The sequence below is a fragment of the Nocardia albiluteola genome (genome assembly GCF_018860155.1).
GTDB lineage: Bacteria > Actinomycetota > Actinomycetes > Mycobacteriales > Mycobacteriaceae > Nocardia > Nocardia albiluteola.
Genome location: NZ_JAHKNI010000003.1, coordinates 557,023 through 578,471, shown reverse-complemented (window position 1 = coordinate 578,471; position 21,449 = coordinate 557,023). Strand labels below are relative to the sequence as shown.

Genomic DNA, 21,449 nt, shown 5'->3' with positions numbered 1-21,449 from the left:
CCGAGGAGAGCATATGGCAGCACAGACACGATCTCACTCCGCACAGACGCCCACGGTCGCCGAATACGTGGTCCGCCGACTCGCGGCCCTTGGGATCGAGCACGCGTTCGGGGTGCCAGGCGACTACGCATTCTCCTTCGACGACGCGATCGAGGCCAGCCCCGACGTCAGGTGGATCGGCAACGCAAACGAACTCAACGCCGCCTATGCCGCGGACGGCTACGCGCGGGTGCGCGGCGCGGCTATCTTGTCCACCACCTACGCGGTCGGCGAGCTGAGCGCCCTCAACGGGGTGATGGGCTCCAAGGCCGAACGAGTGCCGGTTTTCCATCTCGTCGGCCTGCCCAGCACCAAACTCCAACGCGCCGGCGCGATCACCCATCACACCTTCGGCGACGGCGTATTCGGTCAGTTCGAACAGCTGTCGGCGTTCGCTGCATGCGCCTCGACAAACCTGACTCCGCAGAACGCCGTCGCAGAGATGGAGCGCGTCATCGATGCGGCCCTCGCACAGCGCAGGCCCGCCTACATCTGCCTCGCCCAGGACCTCGGCCTACTTCCGGTGAGCGGCGCCCCGGTGGCCGGGTTGCCGCTGGCGCAGGTGCCGCAGCCGGCCAGCGACCCGAGTGTGCTCGACGCGGCGATGAACGCGATCCTCAAGCGTTTCTCCGCTGCGGGCTCGCAGGTTGTGCTGCCCGCATACACGATCGCCCGATACGGCCTGCAAGCCCGATTGTCGGCGATGCTGGCCGAGACGGGACTGCGGTATGCCACCACCGTGATGGACAAGGCTGTCATCTCCGAGTCGACGCCCGGATTCCTCGGTATCTACAGTGGCGTCACCTCCGGGCCCGGAGTACGCGAGGCCGTCGAAGGCGCCGACCTCGTGCTCGACCTCGGCGGAACTGTCTTGTCCGACTTCAACACCGGAGGGTGGACCGACGAACTCGACCCGGCAAAGGTTGTCATCGTCGACACCGACCACGTCCGGATTGGCACTCAAACCTACGGCCCGGTCAGCCTGGCCGACGTCATCACCCGACTCACCACGGCCCTCCCGCACCGGGACCTCGGTCCCGTCCCCCCGCCACGCCCTGTCGAGGTGCGCGGCGCCGTCTCCGACCACATCTCGTCCGAGACGCTGTACCCACGCCTGCAACAGTTCCTGCGCGAAGACGACATCGTGATCGCCGAAACAGGCCTATGCGTCCCCGGCGTCGCCGCGCTGCGCTTCCCCGACGGCGCCGTCTACCACAACCAGACGCTGTGGGGGTCGATCGGCTGGGCTACACCCGCCGCGTTCGGCGCCGCCCTCGCTGCCCCCGACCGCCGAACCATCCTCATCACCGGCGACGGCTCCCACCAGCTCACCGCCAACGATATTGGATCAATGGGCCGCTACGGCGCCCAACCCATCATCATCGTGCTGAACAACACCAAGTTCGGCGTCGAGGAAGTCCTCTCCGCCCAACCCGGCCACGAATTCAACGATCTTGCCGCGTGGAACTACCACCAACTCCCCGCCGCGTTCGGCTGTGACACGTGGTACACCGCCCGAGTCGCCACGGTCGGCGACCTGGACAACGCCCTGAAAAGGGCTGCAGCACACAACGATGCCAGCTACATCGAGGTGGCCCTGGGTGCAGGCGACATCCCGCCACCAGTGCCCGCCGAAGAGCTCACACGGCTCTATCACATGCACTAGACGCGCATTCGCGACAGGGAGGCGAGGAATGGCGAGTGAATTGTCCGGTGTCTCTGCGTTGGTGACCGGCGGCACAAGTGGGATCGGTCGGGCAGCAGCGATGGAACTGGCTCGGCTCGGCGCGCGTGTGGCCGTGTCCGGCCGTGATCAGCAACGCGGCAACGACGTGGTCGAGGCGATCGGCGCCGCGGGCGGGAGCGCGGAGTTCATCGGTGCGGACCTGCGCGATGCGGCGTCAGCGCGCACGCTCGCCGGACGCGCCGTCGAACAGCTCGGCCGGGTCGACGTCCTGGTCAACAACGCCGGGATCTTCCCCTACGGCCCTACCGAGCAGACCACGGAAGCAGATTTCGACACGGTGTTCGGGCTCAATGTCAAGGTGCCGTACTTCTTGGTCGCCGAGCTGGCGCCGAGAATGGCCGAACGCGGCGGTGGCGCGATCATCAATATCACCACGATGGTCGCCGAACTCGGGACCGTCGACGAAGGCCTCTATGGTGCCAGCAAGGCGGCCCTGGTGTTGCTGACCAAGTCCTGGGCAGCCGAATACGGTCCGCGTGGGGTGCGGGTCAACGCCGTCAGCCCTGGACCGACCCGCACCGAGGGCACCGCAGAATGGGGCGAGGCCCTCGACCAACTGGCCGCACAGGGGCCGGCGGGACGTACCGGAACCCCTGAAGAGATCGCCGAAGCCATCGCTTTTCTGGCAGGCGACCGCGCCGGCTTCATACACGGCGCCGTACTACCAGTGGATGGCGGGCGAACCGCCGTGTGAGCACCGGGCGGATCCCGAACCCACCGCCTTGGGTATCGAGATGCGGCTCAGCTGTCCCTTTAGCCCCAGACCGACGAAACCGATTGTCGCCATACGCATTTCCTTTCCTTACCGGATTTCGGTGCGATCCACCGCGTCCCAGGTGATCGCCCGGTCGCAGCCAGGTGAATCCGACTGCCGGTGCCACATGCCGAAGACGGAACGAGGAGAAAACGCAATGGCCGACGAGGAATACGACGCGATCGTGATCGGAACTAGCCAGGGCGGCCGGTTCCTTCCCCTCGAGCTGGCCGCGGCGAACCGGAAAGTGGCGCTCGTCGAGCGCGGTCACTTCGGCGGCGTCTGCGTCAATTCCGGGTGCACCCCGACCAAGACGATGGTCGCCAGCGCGCGCGTGGCCTACCAGGCTCGGCGCGCCGGCGAGTACGGCGTGCACATCGACGCGGTGTCGGTGGATATGGCCGCGGTGCGCGAACGCAAACGAGCCATGGTCGCCGGCGCGCGGCAGAACTATGCGAGCCGCCTGACACCGCAAGGACCCGAGGTGATCACGGGCGAGGCGCATTTCACCGGACCCGGGACAATCGAGATCGCCTTGTCCGACGGCGGAATACGGCAACTCCGCGCGCCGGTCGTCGTGGTGGACACCGGAACCCGGCCCCGACCGCTCACGATCCCCGGCGCGAACGAGGCGCCCGTGCTCGACTCCACATCGATCATGGAGCTGGACGAGCTCCCGGAACATCTGATCATCCTCGGCGGAGGCTATATCGGACTGGAATTCGGGCAGATGTTCCGGCGATTCGGCAGCGAGGTCACCATCGTCCAGCGGGCGGATCGACTGCTGACGATCGAGGACGAGGACGTCTCCGACGAAGTCGCCGCAATCCTGCGTGAGGACGGCATCACCGTCTCGACCTCCTCGACACCGGTACAGGTCGAGCAGACCTCCCGGGGCGTTCGGCTGACCGTTCGCACAGCGGACGGTGAACGACAGATCGACGGCTCACACCTGCTAGCGGCAATCGGCCGAATACCGAACACCGAAGCGCTCGCCCCTGAAGCAGCCGGCATCCGGCTCGACGATCGCGGCTTCATCGAGGTGGACGAGTACCTGCAGACCAGTGCTCCCGGCATCTACGCCATGGGCGATGTCACCGGCCCCCCGGCCTTCACCCACTCGTCCTACGACGACTACCGCATCCTGCACGCCAACCTCATCGAGAACGAAAAGGCAAGCACGCGAGACCGTCTCGTCCCGTACACGGTGTTCATCGACCCCCAGCTCGGCCGCGTCGGCATGACCGAACGCGAAGCCAGAACACACGGGCGCGCGATCCGCGTCGCGAAACTCCCGATGAACGCCGTCATCCGAGCCATCGAGACCGGAGAGACCCGCGGCTTCATGAAGGTCCTCGTCGACGCGGACGACGGACAGATCCTGGGCTGCGCAATCCTCGGCAGCGAGGGGGGCGAGGTCATGACCGCGATCCAGGTCGCCATGCTGGGCAAACTCACGCACACCGCCATGGCCCACGCGATCTTCACCCACCCTCTCCTGGCCGAAGGCCTCAACACCCTCTTCGCGACATTCGACACCTGACGTGCGGCGCGGAGCAAACGATCGGACGCGATGTTTCGAACGAAAGGATGAAACGCCATGGCCCCAAGGGAAGTCCATGTGACATGAACCAGTGATGGGACGCTTCGACCGCTTCATGGCATGACCTCACCTGCAAGATCGTGGTGCTGCATGACCCGAAACTTCGCAGGGTGACTCAGGCTTTCCGCACCGGGCTGTCGTGGGACTGCGCCTGCTTCTGGTCGTAACGCTGCCGTGCGGCCGCGACCTGTGGCGAGAATTCGATGATCGTGGACAACAACTCGCCGAGTGAGTCGAGGACCGCCACGCCTGTCGGGGTGAGGCTGTATTCGACGTGGGATGGGATGGAACGCACCAGGTTCCGATCCACCACCCCGTCACGCTCGAGCATCTTCAGTGTCTGCGACAACCTGCGCTCGCTGACCCCGCCCACGGTGCGTTTGAGTTCGTTGTAGCGCAGCGTGCCATCGCGCAGCGCGATCAGGATCAGCAGCGACCAGGTGTTGGCGATGGTGTCGAATGCCTCCCGCACCACGCCCGCCCGCTCGAGCACCTCGGTAACCGACACTCGATGCCCCGGCCGTACCTGGTCACTCGTGACTTCCCGCACTTCTCCCATCAATTAACCATACATCTTGCTTGTACGTTCATAACGTGTGTACTCTCGCCTTGAGAGCGCAATTCCCTTCCGAGGAGGTTCCGACATGACAACCGAGTTCAACGACTGGACCGAGGGCGACAGCAACACCGTCACCTTCAACGCCCCCGCCGGCTTCGTCTTCGATCTCGTCACCCAGGCCCGCTTCTGGCCCGAATGGCACGTCGCCAGCCACGGCGTGGGCGGCGTCACCGAACGTCCCTACCGCGTCGGCGACGTGATCTACGAATACGGCCGCCTCGAGGACGGCAGCGAACAGCACCTCTACTGGCGCGTCGTCGACCAGGAGTACGCCAAGTCCTCCCTCATCGTCGACCGCAACCTCGGCGCTGGCCTGCAGTACCTGCTCACCGAGGACGGCGAGGGCACCACCACCTTCACCCGCCGCACCCTCTACAGCCCCGACTCCCCCTTCACCCCCGCCCAGCGCGCCATCGTCGCCGAAGCCAGCGCCGAAAGCGTCCGCGGCCTGCACCGCCACATCAGCGCCCTACTGGACAAAGAACACAGCAGCATCCCGCCGGTCTCCGCGTAGAACGAAACTCCACAGGACGGCCGGCGGACTGTCCACAGCCACCGCGTCCGTCCGCTGGCCGACGGCGCTTCCGCCACGTCTTCCGGACGCACTGCAATGCCGCCTATCGAGCGGTTTTCGGCCGTTCACAGCCTTCGCAGCAGATTCCAGCCAGGGCTTCTGAGACCGTCAGTCAGCGTTCCCCAGGGAAATCGCTGACCAGCACAGGCCCCATCCCAATAGCGCCCCGGCGGGGGGCACTGTGAACACGGGAACGGATTCCCAGGGTCACTGTGTAACTATTGGCTGACCGTGCCGGGTGGGCGGTGGCGTCAAACGGCGAATTTTGCGACGGCTTGCGCGGTGACCGGGGTGAAGAGGTTGATCAGGTTGCCGTCCGGATCACGGAACAGCAACGACCGGTTCCCCCACGGCATCGTCGTGGGCTCGTTGACGAAATCGGTGACCGTATCCCGCAAGCGCCGGTAATCGGCGTCGACGTCGGGGACCAGGAATTCGATGATCGCGGTGTGGTTGTCGGCCGGGCGTGCGCTGCCCGCCGCGAACAGCGCCACGGTGCGGGTGCTGCCGATCGCCAGGGTGCCGGCAGGTGTGACGATTTCGGCGAAATCCGGTGTAGCCCAGGTTGCTTCGATGCCGGTCACGTGCTGATAGAAACCGGCCAGCCGTTGAATGTCGTCGGTGATCAGACGGATCGAGACGAGTTTCATAGCGTGCTCCTTCTTCTCGGATGAGGCGGAGGTTCCGCCGACGCATGCCACGGTAGAGTTGATACCGGACAGTTTCCGCCCGGTATAGATGCGAGAATTTCCGAGATGACGCGCCCCACTGCCCGAGTGCTGGCCCTGCTCGAGCTGTTGCAGGCCGGCGGCACCCATACCGTCGGCGAACTCGCCCGGCGGCTCGGCGTCGATGAACGCACCGTCAGGCGATACGTCACCCACCTCACCGACCTGGATATCCCGATCCGATCGGTGCGGGGCCGCTACGGCGGCTACCGGCTCGCCCCCGGATACCGCATGCCACCGCTGATGCTGACCGACGACGAAGCGGTGGCCGTATTGCTCGGACTCCTCACCAGCCGGTCGATAACTGCCACCTTCACGGCCGACAGCGCGACGGCCAAACTCCGCCGCGTCCTGCCCGCACGTCTGACCGCCCGCCTGGACGCACTGATCAACACCGCCGAATTCACCGCCGACGCCCGCCCGGACGTCGCTGTCGAGAGCTCCGTCCTGCTCCTGCTCGCCGAAGCGACCCGCGAACACCGACCGGTCGCAATCGATTACACCGACCGCAACGGGCGGCCCAGTGAGCGCATCGTGCACCCGTACGGGCTCGTCGAGCACTCCGGCCGCTGGTACCTGACGGGACAGGACAGCAGCAGTGACGAACTACGCCAGTTCCGGCTCGACCGCATCACCGCGGTGACCACACGGCCCGGAACATTCACTCCGCCCGCCGGATTCGAGCCGGCCGCACATCTGCTGTCCGCACTTGCCACGGCACCCTATCGGCACGATGTGTCGGTCCGAGTTCAGGGAACGCTCACCGAGATCCGCCCGCTGCTGCCCGCCGCGATCGCGACCGTGCACGAGATCGACCCGTCGCACGCTGACACCAGTCCATGGGTCCGCGTCCGAATCCGGGCCGTACAACTCGACTGGATTCCGCCCCTTCTCGCCGGCCTGAACCGCCCGTTCGTCATCGAGCACCCCGACATCCTCAACGACGGCGTCCGCGCCCTGGCTCGCCGACTTACCGCGGCCGCCGACGGCCGATACCCAACGCGCGGGTAGAAGCGCAGCGAAAACGTCCGGTAGCCGATCAGCGAGTATCTGTGTTCACGGCGCGAGGCGAGGCCGGGCGGGTCGGGCTCTACCCGGCTGCATCGGCGAACCGCTTGCGGCCGCCGCCGATCTCGGGCGCGGGCCGATGTCGCGTTTTTGCAATCGCGTGCGGCGTCGGTGTTGCAGGCTGGGCCGACAGTAATTTTGTTTGCGGAGAGGAAATCCCATGGCAGTTGCCACGTTGAAGATGCTCACTCTGGACAGTGCCGACGCGCGGCGAGACGCGGAGTTCTGGGCGGCGGCGCTCGGTTGGAAGATCGCACACGCGCAGGACGAGTACGCCATGCTCACCGGTCCGGATCACGCACTCGGGTTCGGCACGATCCCGGACTATCAGGCGCCGGCCTGGCCGAACGAGAATGGCACCAAGCAGTTCCATCTGGATTTGGCGGTCGAAGACCTCGAGATGGCCAGTGAGCAACTGGTCGAACTGGGCGCTACGGTGCCGGAGTTTCAGCCCGGTGAGAGCTGGCGGGTGCTGCTCGATCCGAGCGGCCACCCGTTCTGCCTCACCCTCGCTGCCAACTGGAGCTAACTGGCTACATCGGCACGCTGATCACCCTGGAACGGATGAACCGGGTCCTCGCCATCGACCGCTCGGAGACCGGGCCAGCTGCTATATCGCAGTGCATCAGTTCGAGCGGATGGCTTGGGAGCCGTATTTCCGTGCCGTGGAACAGATCCTGCGCGGGGTCGGCGGGCGGCCGCACTGGGGCGAACGGCACTTCCGCTCCGCCGCCGACCTGGCCCCGGAGTACCCTGACTGGGATCGGTTCGCCGCGGTCCGGGACCGACTGGATCCGGGCCGCCGCTTCACCAACGCCTACGTCGCGCGTGTATTGAGGGATTGAGCATGCCTCTGCTGTACGACCGTTTCCCCGAGCTCCGCGATACCGTGCCGCACCTGTCGCTGGGCGCGGCACCGACCCCTCTGCGCCGGCTGCCACCGTTTCCCGGCACCGAGACCGAGATCTGGCTCGCGGACGAGGGCGCCTTCGGTGACGGTGGCTGGGGTGGCAACAAGGTCCGCAAACTGGAGTGGTTACTGCCCGACGTCGTCCGCCGAGGCCGGCGCACCATCCTCACGGTCGGCGGACTGGGTACCAACTGGGGGCTGGCCACCGCGCTCTACGCGCGCGAGCAGGGGCTCGCCACCGTGCTGGCCCTGGTCGACCAACCGGTGGACGAGCATGTGCGCGCCCAGCTCGAGCGCATCCGGAACTCCGGCGCCACCGTGTACTTCACGCACACCGTGGCGCGCACCGCACTCACCGTGCCGTGGCTGCTGGCCCGGCACCGCACCGGGTCGATCCCGCCGTATCTGCTGCCTGCCGGTGGGTCGTCGCCGCTGGGCCTGCTCGGCTACGTCGAGGTCGGGCTGGAACTCGCGGCCCAGGTAGCAGCCGGTGTCATGCCCGAACCGACACATGTCGTCACCGCCGTCGGCTCCGGCGGCACGGCCGCCGGGCTGGCGCTGGGGCTCACCCTCGCCGGACTGCGCACCCGGGTGGTGGGCGTCGTGGTCAACGACAAGCTCCGGCTCAACCTGCACGGCCTGCTGCGTGCGGCCGGGCGTACCGAACGGCTGCTGCGGGCCCGCGGCGCGCATCTACCGAACGTGACACTGACGGCAGATCGGCTGTTGCTGGTGCGTGACCAGCTCGGTCCCGGCTACGGCCATGCGACCGACTCCGGCCGAGCCGCACAGATATCAGCCCGCGAGAACGCCGGACTACAACTCGAACCCGTCTACACCGCCAAAGCGATGGCCGCGATCCTGGACCCGCGGCGGGGATTCGATGCCGGACCCATCGTCTATCTGCACACCGACGGCACTCGGTGATCACACGGGACCGCGGCTCGAAACGAGCGTAAAAGGGCCGCCGCGATCAGCCGAGATCATCGAGGACTCGGCCGCCAGGATGAGAGGGCAGCTCGCCAAGGCCGCACGAGAGTACCTATCCCCTGGCTCTCAGCCGCCCAGCTGAGCACTAAACTTTTGCGCCGGTAAAAAACGAGGAGCCGTCAAGTGCCCGTGCACATCTCGGCACGAGATCGCATAGTTCGTGCCAGATCCAGTATTCAGCCGGATGCGACACCGTCTCGATGAACTGGACTGTCGACGACAGTCGACTTCATCCACACTGCGGCAATATCCAGGCACTGAACGCATTCCTACCGCTCGCGCCCGTTATACCCGCACGCACCGCCGAACCACCGCACCATCACCTCCGGCTGTGAAAGGGTTGACCGAGGTTCATGTCCGAACACCCGGCGGCTGATCACTCGCCACGAGCAGCGAAGCGCCAATCACGTTGCACCACACCATCAACCACGCAACACCGCCTGACCAGCGGTGACGCGAACGTCGACACTCTCTGCACTGGAACTGTGCCGGTCGGGCGAGGGATGGTGTTGGCGAATCGCCCTGTTTCCCGGGGTCGGATGGCTCACAATAATGGGGTGTTCTGGTGGGGGGCAAGCGGTTTCGGATGCGTTGCCGAGGTCGCCGCTTGTCCTGTGCAGCCCCGCTGCCGTCGTCGTCACGGAGGCTATCTATCGGGCGTGGGCTCTCGGCCTGCGCAGGCTCAACCTGAAGGATTCGTGGCCATGACCATGTTGACCTATACCGTGCTCACCGACCCCACGGCGTTGGAGGCCTCACGAACCGGGCAGCCCAGTTCCTTCGGGACGGTGTACCTGGTGGTCACCAACACCGGCAGCGCCGCGGCGTACTGGTTCAAGAATCAGGTGAGGGTGCCCGTCGGCAACGGCGCGGAGCACCTGACGCCGGATATCAGCACGGTCACGGCCATCGGCGAGTTCCACGGCCTGCAGTCGGGTGTGCAGACTTTGGACGTGCAGACCCAGGTCGCCGCGAACTCCTTCGCGGTCTCCGACCCGTCCGGCGGCAAAGTCCGTTTCGCTCCCGGCGACTACCTGGTACTGAAACTCGAGGACGTTCGGGTCGCCGAAACTGCCGGACTGGCTGTGCTGAGCGTGTCCGAGTCCGCCAGCCGAACACCGAATGCGAAGCCGAGCAGCAGCCTCGCGGCAGTCCCGCTGGTGAAGACCGCCGCAAAACAGGTCGCGCCCAGCAACTTCCGTCCCGAACAGGCCATGATCGACGACGGCGACACCCTCGTGCTGCGCTGGGACGGGCCCGGCGATCTGGCCTACACGATCGGGTTGCCGGACGGCACCCTGGCGTCGGTCACCACCCCGGGCCAGTGGACACCGGACCCCGCGACCGGCCCGAAACGCGACGTCACCTACACCCTCATCGCCACCGACCCCAACACCGCCCAGCAATACTTCCTCACCACCACCGTCCAACTCGGCACCCCGGTCTTCGAGACCGGCATCCGCGCCGCCCGGGTCCAGGGGACCGCAGCCACCAGCGGGAGCCTCGGCTTCACTGCCGACGGGGTGGAGGTCTCGAACAGCTCCGGTGGTCAGGGAACGCTGCGGGCCGAGAAGGTCACCACCAGGCGGGTTGCGGGGACCGACGCCAACGCTACGGGCTTCGACTTCAGCGGCACCGAGGTACGGGTCACCAACAACAACGGTAGCGAGATGGCCATCGTGGCGGACAGGATCGCGGTCAGATTGGTGAACGCCTACCGGGTCCAGGGGCGCAGCGAGAAAGACGGGTCGATCGTCTTTCCCGAGCTGGGCATCCAGGTATGCAATGGCAGGTTCGACAACACCCCGAAATACGGTTACGTGTTCGCCGATTCGGGCATCTACCAGAACCCATCCTTCTACGGCAGGGGCGTGGAGAACCGGGGGATCGATCTGAAGGATGCCGACGAGGTATCGGTGAAACACCTGCACGCGGACGGGACGACGACCTACGGGACCCTGAATGTGTCCAGGGTGAACACCAATCCCCACCGCTGGTGAACCGATGATCGGCAGCCCGCCGCAGCACAGGCAGCGTGACCCTGCGCCCGGGGGGGACACCCAGGATGCAGCCCACAAGGACCGATCGGCCGCCACCGTCACGGTTTATGGCCGTAACACCGAGGTCCACATCTTGTACCCGACAGACGTGCGCGCGCTGACGACCCGAACCGAAAGTGAAACACCTTGCCCGCCACATGTTTTGCGCCGCAGACGTAACGAGCGCCGCATCTGTCGATCGCCACCACGCTGGCAAGCGGCAGCATCTCCCGTCGCTCGCGCCCGGCGGAACGTTCGAGAACATGTCTGCCGTATTGGCTCGCCGCGCGGATCCAAGGTTCGCGGCGCGCGGATCCGTGCCGAGGTCCCTCAGGCTCTTTCCGCTCTTCCGGAACCAGCCGCACCGCCAGAACCCGCAGTGGCACAGCAGGATCCGCCATCAGCGACCGCGGACGCACCCGCCGCAGCATCGACTTCGGGTGGACGAGGGTTGTGCCACACTCGCGGTTATCCGTGACGGATGAGGGATGACCTCCTGTGTTTCAGCCTGGGTTCCAGAGAGGGGTCTGCCAACAGCGACTCAGCCAAGCGCCGTTCGAGCCAGGTCGGCTATGCCGGGTCGGCTGCTATGTGTTCAACGGCGGCAGGACTGTTGCTCTCCTCGACTTTTCTGTGCGGCACAGTGAATGTGGCGATCATGCAGAGTATTGCGACAGTGAAGCAGGCAAGGGTGTACCAGAGATTCCCCACGGGGTCTCCCTTGTGTGTCACACCGTGGACGGCGCCGAAGAAGTCGGGCAACGCAGTGACCCAGAGCAACGCCATAACGCACAGGTACACCACGCTGTAGGAGCGGATGGGGCCGTTGGTGTACCGGGGAACATCGGATGCTTCCCGGCGCAGCCGCGACCATTGCCGGACCAGAATCGCAATCGCGACAAGCGTGAGGACGACCAGTTCCGCCGCGTAGAGGAATCCCCTGACCGTGGTGCTTTCCATACCGAAAACTGTGGCCGGGAGCGGGAGGATGAACGTGCCCAGCGATGCCAGGACACCGATCACCATTGTGCGCCACACCAATTGGAGACCGGAGAAGTGCCGGCCTCCGTCGGCAGCGCGACCTACGAACCACTGGACGCAGAATGCCAGCGACATCGGCCACAACGCGGCGAATACGACCACGCTCGGCAGCGGAACCGAATCGAACATGGGTTGGTTGAGTGGGTTCGCGGTCGACCACTCCCACCATCGCAACTGTGGTCCGAGTTGGTCGAAGATCTCGTATAAGGCGTGGTGAACGAAGCCGACGCAGACAGCGCCCACGAGGATGCCGTATTGGCGGAAAACACCGAGCATTCTGACGATTTCGTATGCCAGTGTGGCCATGAACGGATAGATCGCGACGATGTACAGCGGAAGCCGGCCCCACAGGAAGTCCACCGTGAACACGTTGTGCGCGAACATCGTGTCGACGTGTTTTCCGATACCGAAGGCTGCCGGAAAATACAGCGGCGGTTCGATGATGAACAGGTACGCGGTGGCGCCGAACCACAGCACCAGGTTCGTGGGATCGCCGTGTCGGCGCAGGCGAACGATTGCGAGCACCAGGGCGAGCACCGCGCCCAGAACAACGGTCAACTCGAGCACCGGCAGGGTCCAGTTCTCCAACGCCAGCGGGTTACGGACCTCGACGAGTCCACCGGCGCGCTGACATGAGAACCCCAGCGCCGTCGCCAAATGGTCGAAGGTGGGTGGGCAATGATCGGTCATCAGTTCACCTCCGGCGATGCGACAGTCTCAGCGGTGTACCAGTGCGAGACGTCGTAGCCGGCGTCGTAGCGCTCGAACCACACATCGGCGAGTGCGGGAAGTTTCTCGTGGGCCGGGTTGTGCTTAGGCAATTGGCTACGCACAATGCCCCGCAACGCGGTGAGTTGTTCGCCGAGCGGTAGATGATCGAACGCGCGCGTCATCGGCCCGTTGTTCTGTGCGCTGAGTCGTGGTAGCCACTTTCGCAGGTGCTGCTGGTAGCGGTAGGAGGCGAACATCGCCATCGCATCGGTCTTGCGGTCCGCTACCGGGACATGCTCGTTGAAACCTTCGCAAGCCAACCTGACGACTTTCATCACGTGCCGGAAGATCGACGGTGCCATCCGCATCCGGTAGATGTCGCTACCCACCACGGAATCGAAGATGATGAGAGCCGAACTTCGATGCTCGACTTCCTCGACGAAGTGCCAGATGAACAGTGACGCGACCCGGTCGTCTCCGGACCGGAACAGGGTCGAGTCGTTGTCGAGCATCAGCTTGAACACCGAGGTGAAGGTCGCTTCCAGGTCGGCGGTGTAGGCCAGCCGGTAGTTCAGCGAGGTCTCCGCGGTGAGCCGGTCGAATGCCCCGACCACGTCGTCGAAAGTCTGCTGAAGTCCCGGGTACCGCCTGATCAGGGCCTTGACATGTTGGCGATGAGCGGCCGAGTGCTGGCCTTCCTGACGCATGAACGCGTCGGCCTCCTCCGCGACTGCGGGATCGGTGATCAGCGGCTTGGTCTGCAGAATCATCTTCACGATCATCTTTTCGAAGCCGATCGCCAGGAACGAGACGGCGTTGGCCATGCTCGAGAAGGCTGGATTTTCTTCGTTCCACAGGAAGGGAACGTCGTAGTCCTCGAACGCGAAACTCATCCTTCGCACATGCAGATCCGTCATTTTGGCGATACCTCGTCTTTCGGGAGTGGCTGCTCCGGTGACCTCGCACGGATGCTCCGAAGCCACAGTGAACATACACCAACTCGTCCGTGTGTATGATAGGTATCGGCGCTGCCGTTCCGGATCCCACCGACGGGGCGACCGGGCGTCACTGTGGTAGCCTCGGCCGTTAATCCGGATAGTCGGTCGACTTTGGACGCGGGAGTTTCGTGCGCGACCGACATGGTTCGAGCCGAGGTGACAGGCAGTGGCACGCAGGCGCGGGTGGGGTGGGAGTCCGCCGGGCAGCGATGAAGAGGCGTCCAGCCGGATTGTCTCTGCCGCAGTCGATCTGATCGGACGAACGGGGTCGGAGATCAGCATCGCCGACGTCGCGGAGTCGCTGGGTGTCATCCGCCAAACGGTGTACCGATACTTCCCCAGTGCGGATGCTCTGATGAGGGCTGCGGCGATCGCCTCGGTTGACGGATTTCTCGATCGACTGACACAGCAGGTAAGCGGCATCGAAGACCCGGTCGAGGCGATGACCGAGGGGGTGGTGTACACGCTGGCCGAGGTACGCCGAATTCCGCACCTCGGCATTCTGCTCACCGCCACCTACTCGAACGTCGACCACGAGGCACTCACATCCCACGAGGCACGCGCCTTCGGAATGACGATGATCAAACGCTTCGACGTTGATTGGGAGCGCTACGGGTACGACGAAGCATCTCTCCACGAGCTCGTCGAATATCTCCTGCGAACGATGCAGTCGTTCTTCGTTTCCCCCGGCAATCCACCACGCAGCGACGATGACCTCCGGCGATATCTGCGACGCTGGATGGGAGCTGCCATCATTGCCCAAATGGAACCTGGCCGTGACGTGAAAGCCGGCCACTCCAGCTAGAGAACGGGATGAAACCGCGGTCGTCTGTAGGTGCGGCGGATCGTGTCATCGATATCCAGATACGCCAGCCGATCAGCGCCGGGCAGCAGCGGCGCATGAGAAGTCAACGCCGGCAACATTTTCCGACACACTGACCCCAGCTGCTGCACGTGCCCGTGGGTGAACGCCCGCCCATCGCCCCGGCTGAGGCGAACGGCTACCCGGCCTGGTCGCAACGAAGGCCCGCAGAAGCTTCTGCGGGCCTTTCGCGTGTGCCGGTCAGGAGTCGAGCCGCAGCGAAGGCACGTCTCCGAGCCTCCGCAGGAGGAGCACGAGACGGCGCATGTCGTCCGGGCCGAACAGCTGCTCGAGGTCTTCGATGAGCTGAGCCATCTTGGGGGTCGCCTCGTTCAGGCGTACCCGCCCGGCGTCGGTCAGCGTGACGATACGGCGCCGGCGGTTGGTCGACTCGATGGCCTTGGTGACGAGTTTCTGGCTCTCCAGCCGGTCGAGCAGCGTACTCAGGGTCGAGCGGTCCATGGCGGCGAGGGCGCCGAGCGCGGACTGGTCGAGCGAGCCGTGTCCGTCGAGCAGGGCCAGCACCGCGTACTGCGGCGTGGTCAGGTCTTGGAACTGCTGCTGCCACATCGCGGCCCACGCCTGCATGCCCCGCCGCAGCTGATGCGGTAGGGCGTCGGTCACTTTCATCCTGTTCGGGGTTGTCTCCATAGCCATGGATTGATTATATTCAGTACACAGACGTTCAGTACACTGAAGGTTGCGGAAGGAGACTATTATGCGGCTTATCGTCGGGATGACAGGGGCGACGGGCGCCGTGTTGGGCGTGCGACTGCTCGAGGAGTTGCGCCACCAGGCCCATGTGGAGACGCACCTGGTGCTGTCTCGTTGGGCACGGGCCACCATCGAGCTGGAGACGGGCTCGAGCGCCCGCGACGTGGCGGAACTGGCCGACGTCGTTCACGGCCCGGACGACCAGGGGGCGTCCATCTCGTCCGGCTCGTTCCGCACGGACGGGATGGTGATCGTCCCGTGCAGCATGAAGACGCTCGCCGGGATCCGCACCGGATACGCGGACGGCCTGGTCGCCCGCGCCGCGGACGTCACGCTCAAGGAACGCCGCAAGCTCGTCCTCGTACCCCGTGAGACCCCCCTCAGCGAGATCCACCTGGACAACATGCTCGCGCTCGCCCGCATGGGCGCCTCGATCGTGCCGCCCATGCCCGCCTTCTACAACCACCCCGCCACCGTGGACGACATCGTCGACCACATCGTCGCGCGCATCTGCGATCAATTCGGAATCGAAGCTTCCCGAGCCCGCCGCTGGGAGGGCATGCGCTCGGCAGCCACCCACCGGCCCACCACGCCCGGGAAAACCGTCAGAAAGGAAGTTTTACTGTGAACCGCCACAAGGATCTCCGCGAGTACATCGCGGCACTCGAAGCCATCGGGGACCTCACGCGCGTGCGACGTGAGGTCAGCTGGGACCTGGAGGCCGCCGCCATCACCCGCCTGGGATGCGAGCGCACCGCCCCCGCCCCGCTCTTCGAGAACGTCACCGGCGTCGAGCCGGGCTTCCGCCTGATGGGCGCGCCCGCGGCGCTCAGCTCCGTCCCCGGAAAGCCGCTGGCACGAGTCGCCCTCTCCCTGGGCCTGTCCCCGGAGCTGAGCCCCGCACAGCTGGTGGACCACCTCGTCGAGACCCGCGACCGGCCGCCGGTACCGCCGAAGCTGGTCTCGCGCGACGAGGCCCTATGCAAGCAGAACGTCCTGACCGGCGACGACGCCACGCTGGATCGCTTCCCCGTGCCCCGCGTGCACGAGCAGGACGGCGGCCGCTACACCAATACCTGGGGCGTCATCGTCGCGCGCACTCCCGACGGCACGTGGACCAATTGGTCCATCGCCCGCGTCATGATGATCGACGGCAAGCGCATGACCGGCATGATCACGGTGCCCCAGCACATCGCCCTCGTCTGGCAGCAATGGGTCGAGATCGGCAAGCCCATGCCGTACGCGCTCGTCCAGGGCGGCGACCCGGCGGTCCCCTTCGTGGGTGGCATCTCGATCCCGGAAGGCATCGACGAAGCCGGCTACATCGGCGCCCTCTACGGCGAGCCCCTCGAAGTCGTCAAGTGCGAGCTGTCCGACCTGGAGGTCCCCGCCAGCGCGGAAATCGTCATCGAGGGCCACCTGTCCGTCGAACGGACCGCCGTCGAGGGCCCCTTCGGGGAGTTCGCCGGCTACATCCCCCTGGAAACCTCCCTCCAGCCCGTCTACACCGTGGAGTGCATCACCCACCGCGACGACCCCATCTGGCCGATCGTCCCCGAGGGCCGCCCGGTCGACGAGTTCCACACCGTCACCGGCACCGGCATCGCCGCCGAGGTCCTCCACGACCTGCGCGGCGCCGGCCTTCCGATCACCACCGCCTGGTCCCCGCTGCGCGCGGCAACCCACTGGCTCGTCGTCACCGTCCCCGAAAACTGGCGAGAGCTGCTCCCCGGCGTCGACTCCCAGGAGTTCGCCCACCGCATCGGTAAGGTCATCAACGAGGAGGCACGCACCGGAAGACTCAGCTCGCGGGTATTCGTCCTCGACGACGACATCGACCCTGCCGACGACGCCGACCTGCTGTGGGCCCTGGCCACCCGCATCCACCCCACCCAGCGAGCCGAGACCTGGAACGGCTTCATCTTCCCCCTGCTGCACTGCTACCTCGACAGCGAACGAGAGTCCGCGACCGGCCCCGTCGTCGTCCACGACGGACTCGAACCCGCCCCCGGACAAGGACGCATGCCGCAAAGCTCCTTCGCCCAGGCATACCCCACCCACATCCGCCAGCGCGTCCTCGATCACTGGGACGCCAACAAGTAGGGGAAGACTGGTAGGACCGCGTATTCAACTGTCACGGATTGTCGACGTTTTCCAGCCAGCGGATGACCGGAGTCGCGGTGACGTAGCGGCTCCGGGTCGCCGCGGCCTCGGAGGCGAGCTCGGCCGTGGTGACGAAGATTCCAGCCAGGGCTGCTGAGACACGGCTGCCCGCCGAACGACGGGCAGCCGTTGGTCGCGGCGCCATCCGCCTCTCAGACCAGTTCGGGGACGCGCAGATGGGCGAGCGCGATCTCGAAATCGCCGACTTCGAGCACGTTGACACCAGTTTGGCGGGTATCTTCGCGGCGTAGGGCCTCGAGTTGTTTGCGGTTGCGTTTGATCGCGTCGGAGCTGTCGAACGTCTCGCATGCGACGCCGCGTCCGGTTGCACGGTCGATCAGCAGGCTCGTACTGCAGAACCCCGGCATCTGTTCCAGCTGCGACGCCACCATGGACTTGTAGGTCTCGACCGCTGCGTCGAACCGGCCCAGATCGTCGGCCTTGGCCCAAGTGACCTGGGCACATGCACCCTCGCGTATGCGATGGTCGCGGTGCATGGCCCCGACCTCCCACTGCTCGACCCGCGCCGAATCGGCACCGAACAGCTGGACGGCGCGGTCACGGAGCGGGTGCACCTGATCGGCGCTCTTGCGCATCGCCTCTTCGGACTCCCACGATGTCGTCGCGATGCAGCGACCGGACGCCCGGTCGACCAGCAACGACATCCCGATACAGCCGGATATGTCCTCCAGGGCCGGCATCACCTTGTCGCGCATATGCGCGATCCCGGCGTCTAACGCGGAGGGCTTCGCTTGAATTGTCGTAGAACGCGCGTACACGACCACTCCCTCTGTGCTCGGGACAGCGCCCCGGTGGCGCCACCGATGCTCCCCACACTGCTCCGGTGCCACGGCCCAAGCAATAGCTTTGAAATAACCGATATCGATCCCGCCAAAAGCGCCCCCTAATGCGCCTGAGGGCCTCTCCAGCCGACCGACTTCCGGCACAACAAGTCTCGATAGATCCCGCTCGACATCCTCATCACGCACGGCACGGAAAGCTCTCAGAAAATTGCGTTGACCTGCAACGATGCAGCAGTAAGTTCAGTTAAATACCAGCGGTCGCCAGCAATATTGATCGTATCGGGAGTTGCGGTAGTAATCCTGCGAGAAACAACAAAGTTGCCTTGAACAGCGGTGCTGGCGGGTGTCAGTAATTAGCGCACCCCTACACCGACTACCTGAATACCGGCTCCTGCCAGTCCAACCCCCTCCTTGGACGAGCGCCGCCCCTGGAAGACACTGGGGCGCTGCCTATTCGGACGGGAACGGGGTCCCGGGCCGGTGGCCCTGCTTCAGGTGATGGGCGGCCACGTCACTCTCAGCCAGCCGGAGGGTCGGCTGCCACGAACCGAGCCATCCGCACCCACAGATCGCCCGCGCCGCACTGTCCGGGACCAGCCTCCCGGAACCGCCGGAAGATTCGGATCTGAGCTCCTGGCCGGGATCAGCCACGGAAATGTCGATTTCCGTGCATTGGGAACGACTCGCGGATGGTCTCGGTCATCGATAATGGATGCCCGTGACGATCGTGTTGGCCGTGCCGCAGACCACCTCTGCCGCCGCGTTGCGGTTGCGGCCGTGGCGGTCCCAGGATCTACTGTCCTTGCTTGCGGCGCATCGTGACCCGAGTTTGCGACGATGGCTGACCACTCCGCTGGTCGAGGACGCCGATGCCCGTGACTGGCTGGACGCACAGGCCGCCGGCTGGGCGGCCGGCACCCGATTCAGCTTCGCGATCGTCGCCGACGACGGGGCTGGTGCGCTGCTCGGCCATGTGATGGTCAGGATCCTCGACGCGGGCGTGGGCACGGTCGGCTATTGGACCGTGGCCCACGCGCGAGGTCGAGGCATCGCTGCCCGGGCCTTGGCGACGCTGTCGTGGTGGGCCCTGGAGGACCAGGACATGACCGATCTGACCAGGCTGGATCTGGTACACGCCGAGGACAACCATGCCTCGTGCCGCGTGGCCGAGAAGTGCGGCTTCGCCCTGCGCGAGTTGCTGCCCGCCGCACCGCCGGCCCACCCCGGCGCCGCACATCGCCATATCCGCACCGGCGCCGAGGGATACCGATAGGCAGAGGGTTTGCGGAGGCGTCAGCGCCATATCCGATCACGATGCGCCCGACGAGATGCCTGTTGTTCAGGTGAGTATTGCGCCGCCGTCGAGGGTCAGCACACTGCCGGTGGCGTGGGCCTGGGTGAGCAGGAACAGGTACGCCTCAGAGATGTCGTCGACCTCGCCGACGCGGTGCAGCGGGGTGGTGGCGGCGGTGCCGTCGTAGAGCTGCCGGCGTGCCTCGGCAGGAAGGGAATCCCACAGGGGTGAGCGGACGACGCCGGGCATGACCGCGTTGACCCTGATCGGTGCGAGCTCGATGGCCAGGGCCCGTGTCAGCGCCTCGATGGCGCCGCAGACACTGGAGGCGATCGCGGATCCCGGCATGGGGCGCGGACCCGCAGTGCCAGTGGTCAGGGTGATGGAGCCGCCCGACCGCAACCGGGGCGCGGCGGCCTGGACCGCGGTGAGCGCGCCGAAGTAGCGGAGTTCGAAGAACTTTCGCGCATCCGCAGGGTTCAGCTCGGCCAGCGGGGACAGTAACAGTGCGTCACCGGCGGTGTAGATCACATGGTCGAGGACGGCGATCTCATCGAACAGTTCATGTACTCGGTTGCTGTCGGCGAGGTCGGCGACGAGGCCGGTGGTACCAGCGGGCAGGGTGGCTAGCGCCTGATCGACGCTGCTGCGCCGGCTGGACACGACGGTGACGGTTGCTCCCCGCTTCGCCGCGGCCGTGGCGACGGCCAACCCGATACCCGAAGTGCCACCCAGTACGGCGACGTGTTGTCCGGACAATCCCATCGGTTCTTTCCTCCTTGTTCGGGAATCTGCCCTTCCACCTTCGGTTCCGGTGACCGTTGCCGTCCAAGACCTATCGCCGCCGCTGTAATACCCTGAAGGCATCATGTCCGATGTCGATCTCCGCAAGCTGCGCTACTTCGTCGCCGTGGCCGAAGAACTGCATTACGGCCGGGCCGCGCAGCGGCTGTATATCGCGCAGCCGGTGCTGTCGCGGCAGATCCGAGCGTTGGAAGACGAACTCGGCGCGCAACTGTTCATGCGCAACCGGCGCTCGACGGCACTCACACCCGCCGGCGAACAGCTACTGGCCGATGCCCGCCCACTGCTCTCCGGCGCACAAGCGTTGCGCCGACGGGTGGTTCGCGCGGCGCACGGCACCGATGCGTTCACCGTCGGTTTCATGCCCGGCCTGATCGTGACCGCCCCGGTCCGCGCCCTGGCCGAGCGGTACCCGGAACTCACCCTCGAGTTGGTGCGCACCACCTGGGACGACCAGACAGCAGTCGTGCGCGACGGCCGGGTCGATGTCAGCTTCGTCCGCCTCCCCGTCGACCCGCACGGCCTGCACCTGCAGCACCTGTACACCGAACCGCGGGTCGTGGTGCTGGCCACCAACCACCCTCTCGCGGAAAAACATTCGGTGTTCGTCGCCGACCTCGCCGACGAACACCTGCTACAGGATCCCGACCTCGCCCCTGAGTGGCGCGACATCGCCACCGAGCTGCGCGCCACACGTCCCCCGATCCCGGCCTTCCGCAGCGTCGAGGAAAAACTCGAACACGTCGCCGCCGGTCGCGGCATCATCTTCTTGCCACTGTCGGTGGCGACCTTCTACACCCGCCCGGACATCACCTACCTCGAGGTGCCCGGCATCGCACCCAACCATGTGAGTCTCGCCTGGGCCGCGGAGCGAACCAGCCCGCTGATCGACGAATTCACCGAACTCGCCACAACACTCAGCACCGAACATGTTAACGGCAGCCTCACGTCGTGAAGTCGACACATGCAGTGGTCTGAACCCGGTTCG

Annotated in this window: 21 protein-coding genes and 1 pseudogene; 14 read left to right on the top strand and 8 right to left on the bottom strand. The window is 65.6% G+C overall.

Going from position 1 to position 21,449, the window contains the following annotated elements:
* Positions 1–13 precede the first annotated feature (13 nt).
* The 3 genes from KO481_RS12365 to KO481_RS12355 all read left to right on the top strand — a co-directional run bounded on the left by KO481_RS12365 (position 14) and on the right by KO481_RS12355 (position 4,083).
* A complete protein-coding gene (locus tag KO481_RS12365; RefSeq protein WP_215917177.1) occupies positions 14–1,705 on the top strand; it encodes an alpha-keto acid decarboxylase family protein in 1,692 nt (563 codons plus the stop codon).
* 61 nt (positions 1,706–1,766) lie between these two features.
* The gene (locus KO481_RS12360) at positions 1,767–2,480 is read left to right on the top strand and encodes an SDR family NAD(P)-dependent oxidoreductase (protein ID WP_308166580.1); all 714 of its coding nucleotides are present in this window, start codon (positions 1,767–1,769) and stop codon (positions 2,478–2,480) included.
* Entirely contained in the window at positions 2,458–4,083 is a 1,626-nt protein-coding gene (locus KO481_RS12355) for a mercuric reductase (protein ID WP_245400756.1), read from the top strand. The genes KO481_RS12360 and KO481_RS12355 overlap by 23 nt, the downstream gene beginning before the upstream one ends.
* Before the next feature lie 175 nt (positions 4,084–4,258).
* On the opposite strand, the gene KO481_RS12350 is transcribed toward KO481_RS12355, so the two are convergent.
* Positions 4,259–4,702, bottom strand: a complete 444-nt coding sequence (locus KO481_RS12350; protein ID WP_215917175.1) for a winged helix-turn-helix transcriptional regulator — start codon at positions 4,700–4,702, stop codon at positions 4,259–4,261.
* An 85-nt stretch (positions 4,703–4,787) separates the two neighbouring features.
* Between KO481_RS12350 and KO481_RS12345 the strand changes: the two genes are divergently transcribed.
* Positions 4,788–5,276 carry an SRPBCC family protein gene (locus KO481_RS12345; protein ID WP_215917174.1) on the top strand — a complete coding sequence of 163 codons (489 nt, stop codon included), beginning with the start codon at positions 4,788–4,790 and terminating at the stop codon, positions 5,274–5,276.
* 311 nt (positions 5,277–5,587) lie between these two features.
* Here the strand turns inward: KO481_RS12345 and KO481_RS12340 are convergent, their stop codons facing one another.
* A complete protein-coding gene (locus KO481_RS12340) occupies positions 5,588–5,986 on the bottom strand; it encodes a VOC family protein (RefSeq protein WP_215917173.1) in 399 nt (132 codons plus the stop codon).
* 105 nt (positions 5,987–6,091) lie between these two features.
* On the opposite strand from KO481_RS12340, the gene KO481_RS12335 reads away from it, so the two are divergent.
* The 5 genes and pseudogenes from KO481_RS12335 to KO481_RS12315 all read left to right on the top strand — a co-directional run bounded on the left by KO481_RS12335 (position 6,092) and on the right by KO481_RS12315 (position 11,032).
* Positions 6,092–7,075 (top strand): helix-turn-helix transcriptional regulator, encoded by a 984-nt coding sequence (locus tag KO481_RS12335; protein WP_215917172.1) that lies wholly within the window; start codon positions 6,092–6,094, stop codon positions 7,073–7,075.
* 217 nt (positions 7,076–7,292) lie between these two features.
* Positions 7,293–7,661, top strand: coding sequence for a VOC family protein (locus KO481_RS12330; protein WP_215917171.1), 369 nt, complete (start codon positions 7,293–7,295; stop codon positions 7,659–7,661).
* Positions 7,662–7,731: 70 nt separating this feature from the next.
* Positions 7,732–7,977 (top strand): annotated as a pseudogene (locus KO481_RS12325) (D-arabinono-1,4-lactone oxidase); the annotation flags it as partial.
* A gap of 2 nt (positions 7,978–7,979) precedes the next feature.
* A complete protein-coding gene (locus KO481_RS12320; RefSeq protein WP_215917170.1) occupies positions 7,980–8,969 on the top strand; it encodes a 1-aminocyclopropane-1-carboxylate deaminase/D-cysteine desulfhydrase in 990 nt (329 codons plus the stop codon).
* A gap of 767 nt (positions 8,970–9,736) precedes the next feature.
* A complete protein-coding gene (locus KO481_RS12315; RefSeq protein ID WP_215917169.1) occupies positions 9,737–11,032 on the top strand; it encodes a hypothetical protein in 1,296 nt (431 codons plus the stop codon).
* A 609-nt stretch (positions 11,033–11,641) separates the two neighbouring features.
* Here KO481_RS12315 and KO481_RS12310 read toward each other — a convergent pair.
* Together KO481_RS12310 and KO481_RS12305 are read right to left on the bottom strand one after the other, a co-directional pair.
* The gene (locus tag KO481_RS12310; protein WP_215917168.1) at positions 11,642–12,802 is read right to left on the bottom strand and encodes a hypothetical protein; all 1,161 of its coding nucleotides are present in this window, start codon (positions 12,800–12,802) and stop codon (positions 11,642–11,644) included.
* Positions 12,802–13,740, bottom strand: a complete 939-nt coding sequence (locus tag KO481_RS12305) for a metal-dependent hydrolase (protein WP_215917167.1) — start codon at positions 13,738–13,740, stop codon at positions 12,802–12,804. The genes KO481_RS12310 and KO481_RS12305 overlap by 1 nt, the downstream gene beginning before the upstream one ends.
* Positions 13,741–13,987: 247 nt before the next feature.
* Here KO481_RS12305 and KO481_RS12300 point away from each other — a divergent pair, with 247 nt between their 5' ends.
* Positions 13,988–14,626, top strand: a complete 639-nt coding sequence (locus KO481_RS12300) for a TetR/AcrR family transcriptional regulator (protein ID WP_215917166.1) — start codon at positions 13,988–13,990, stop codon at positions 14,624–14,626.
* A gap of 258 nt (positions 14,627–14,884) precedes the next feature.
* Here the strand turns inward: KO481_RS12300 and KO481_RS12295 are convergent, their stop codons facing one another.
* Positions 14,885–15,340: a MarR family transcriptional regulator gene (locus tag KO481_RS12295; RefSeq protein ID WP_215917165.1), complete on the bottom strand. Its 456-nt coding sequence runs from the start codon at positions 15,338–15,340 to the stop codon at positions 14,885–14,887.
* 61 nt (positions 15,341–15,401) lie between these two features.
* Between KO481_RS12295 and KO481_RS12290 the strand changes: the two genes are divergently transcribed.
* Positions 15,402–16,025 carry a non-oxidative hydroxyarylic acid decarboxylases subunit B gene (locus KO481_RS12290; RefSeq protein WP_215917164.1) on the top strand — a complete coding sequence of 208 codons (624 nt, stop codon included), beginning with the start codon at positions 15,402–15,404 and terminating at the stop codon, positions 16,023–16,025.
* On the top strand, positions 16,022–17,500 hold the full coding sequence (locus KO481_RS12285; RefSeq protein WP_215917163.1) for a UbiD family decarboxylase: 1,479 nt from the start codon (positions 16,022–16,024) through the stop codon (positions 17,498–17,500). The genes KO481_RS12290 and KO481_RS12285 overlap by 4 nt, the downstream gene beginning before the upstream one ends.
* 31 nt (positions 17,501–17,531) lie before the next feature.
* On the opposite strand, the gene KO481_RS12280 is transcribed toward KO481_RS12285, so the two are convergent.
* Both KO481_RS12280 and KO481_RS12275 read right to left on the bottom strand, forming a co-directional pair.
* On the bottom strand, positions 17,532–17,705 hold the full coding sequence (locus KO481_RS12280; RefSeq protein ID WP_215917162.1) for a hypothetical protein: 174 nt from the start codon (positions 17,703–17,705) through the stop codon (positions 17,532–17,534).
* A gap of 7 nt (positions 17,706–17,712) precedes the next feature.
* Positions 17,713–18,339: an antibiotic biosynthesis monooxygenase gene (locus KO481_RS12275; protein ID WP_215917380.1), complete on the bottom strand. Its 627-nt coding sequence runs from the start codon at positions 18,337–18,339 to the stop codon at positions 17,713–17,715.
* Positions 18,340–19,081: 742 nt separating this feature from the next.
* Here KO481_RS12275 and KO481_RS12270 point away from each other — a divergent pair.
* A complete protein-coding gene (locus KO481_RS12270) occupies positions 19,082–19,636 on the top strand; it encodes a GNAT family N-acetyltransferase (protein ID WP_215917161.1) in 555 nt (184 codons plus the stop codon).
* A 66-nt stretch (positions 19,637–19,702) separates the two neighbouring features.
* Here KO481_RS12270 and KO481_RS12265 read toward each other — a convergent pair whose 3' ends face one another.
* Entirely contained in the window at positions 19,703–20,422 is a 720-nt protein-coding gene (locus KO481_RS12265) for an SDR family oxidoreductase (protein ID WP_215917160.1), read from the bottom strand.
* Positions 20,423–20,525: 103 nt separating this feature from the next.
* On the opposite strand from KO481_RS12265, the gene KO481_RS12260 reads away from it, so the two are divergent.
* Positions 20,526–21,416: a LysR family transcriptional regulator gene (locus KO481_RS12260; RefSeq protein WP_215917159.1), complete on the top strand. Its 891-nt coding sequence runs from the start codon at positions 20,526–20,528 to the stop codon at positions 21,414–21,416.
* Positions 21,417–21,449: the final 33 nt, after the last annotated feature.

Bases quoted from the DNA above. Each gene is read 5' to 3' on its own strand.
- KO481_RS12335 (WP_215917172.1), top strand. From the start codon at position 6,092: ATGACGCGCCCCACTGCCCGAGTGCTGGCCCTGCTCGAGCTGTTGCAG.
- KO481_RS12260 (WP_215917159.1), top strand. From the start codon at position 20,526: ATGTCCGATGTCGATCTCCGCAAGCTGCGCTACTTCGTCGCCGTGGCC.
- KO481_RS12345 (WP_215917174.1), top strand. From the start codon at position 4,788: ATGACAACCGAGTTCAACGACTGGACCGAGGGCGACAGCAACACCGTC.
- KO481_RS12350 (WP_215917175.1), bottom strand. From the start codon at position 4,702: ATGGGAGAAGTGCGGGAAGTCACGAGTGACCAGGTACGGCCGGGGCAT.
- KO481_RS12280 (WP_215917162.1), bottom strand. From the start codon at position 17,705: ATGGCGCCGCGACCAACGGCTGCCCGTCGTTCGGCGGGCAGCCGTGTC.
- KO481_RS12265 (WP_215917160.1), bottom strand. From the start codon at position 20,422: ATGGGATTGTCCGGACAACACGTCGCCGTACTGGGTGGCACTTCGGGT.
- KO481_RS12330 (WP_215917171.1), top strand. From the start codon at position 7,293: ATGGCAGTTGCCACGTTGAAGATGCTCACTCTGGACAGTGCCGACGCG.
- KO481_RS12315 (WP_215917169.1), top strand. From the start codon at position 9,737: ATGACCATGTTGACCTATACCGTGCTCACCGACCCCACGGCGTTGGAG.
- KO481_RS12340 (WP_215917173.1), bottom strand. From the start codon at position 5,986: ATGAAACTCGTCTCGATCCGTCTGATCACCGACGACATTCAACGGCTG.
- KO481_RS12355 (WP_245400756.1), top strand. From the start codon at position 2,458: ATGGCGGGCGAACCGCCGTGTGAGCACCGGGCGGATCCCGAACCCACC.
- KO481_RS12365 (WP_215917177.1), top strand. From the start codon at position 14: ATGGCAGCACAGACACGATCTCACTCCGCACAGACGCCCACGGTCGCC.
- KO481_RS12290 (WP_215917164.1), top strand. From the start codon at position 15,402: ATGCGGCTTATCGTCGGGATGACAGGGGCGACGGGCGCCGTGTTGGGC.
- KO481_RS12295 (WP_215917165.1), bottom strand. From the start codon at position 15,340: ATGGCTATGGAGACAACCCCGAACAGGATGAAAGTGACCGACGCCCTA.
- KO481_RS12310 (WP_215917168.1), bottom strand. From the start codon at position 12,802: ATGACCGATCATTGCCCACCCACCTTCGACCATTTGGCGACGGCGCTG.
- KO481_RS12320 (WP_215917170.1), top strand. From the start codon at position 7,980: ATGCCTCTGCTGTACGACCGTTTCCCCGAGCTCCGCGATACCGTGCCG.
- KO481_RS12305 (WP_215917167.1), bottom strand. From the start codon at position 13,740: ATGACGGATCTGCATGTGCGAAGGATGAGTTTCGCGTTCGAGGACTAC.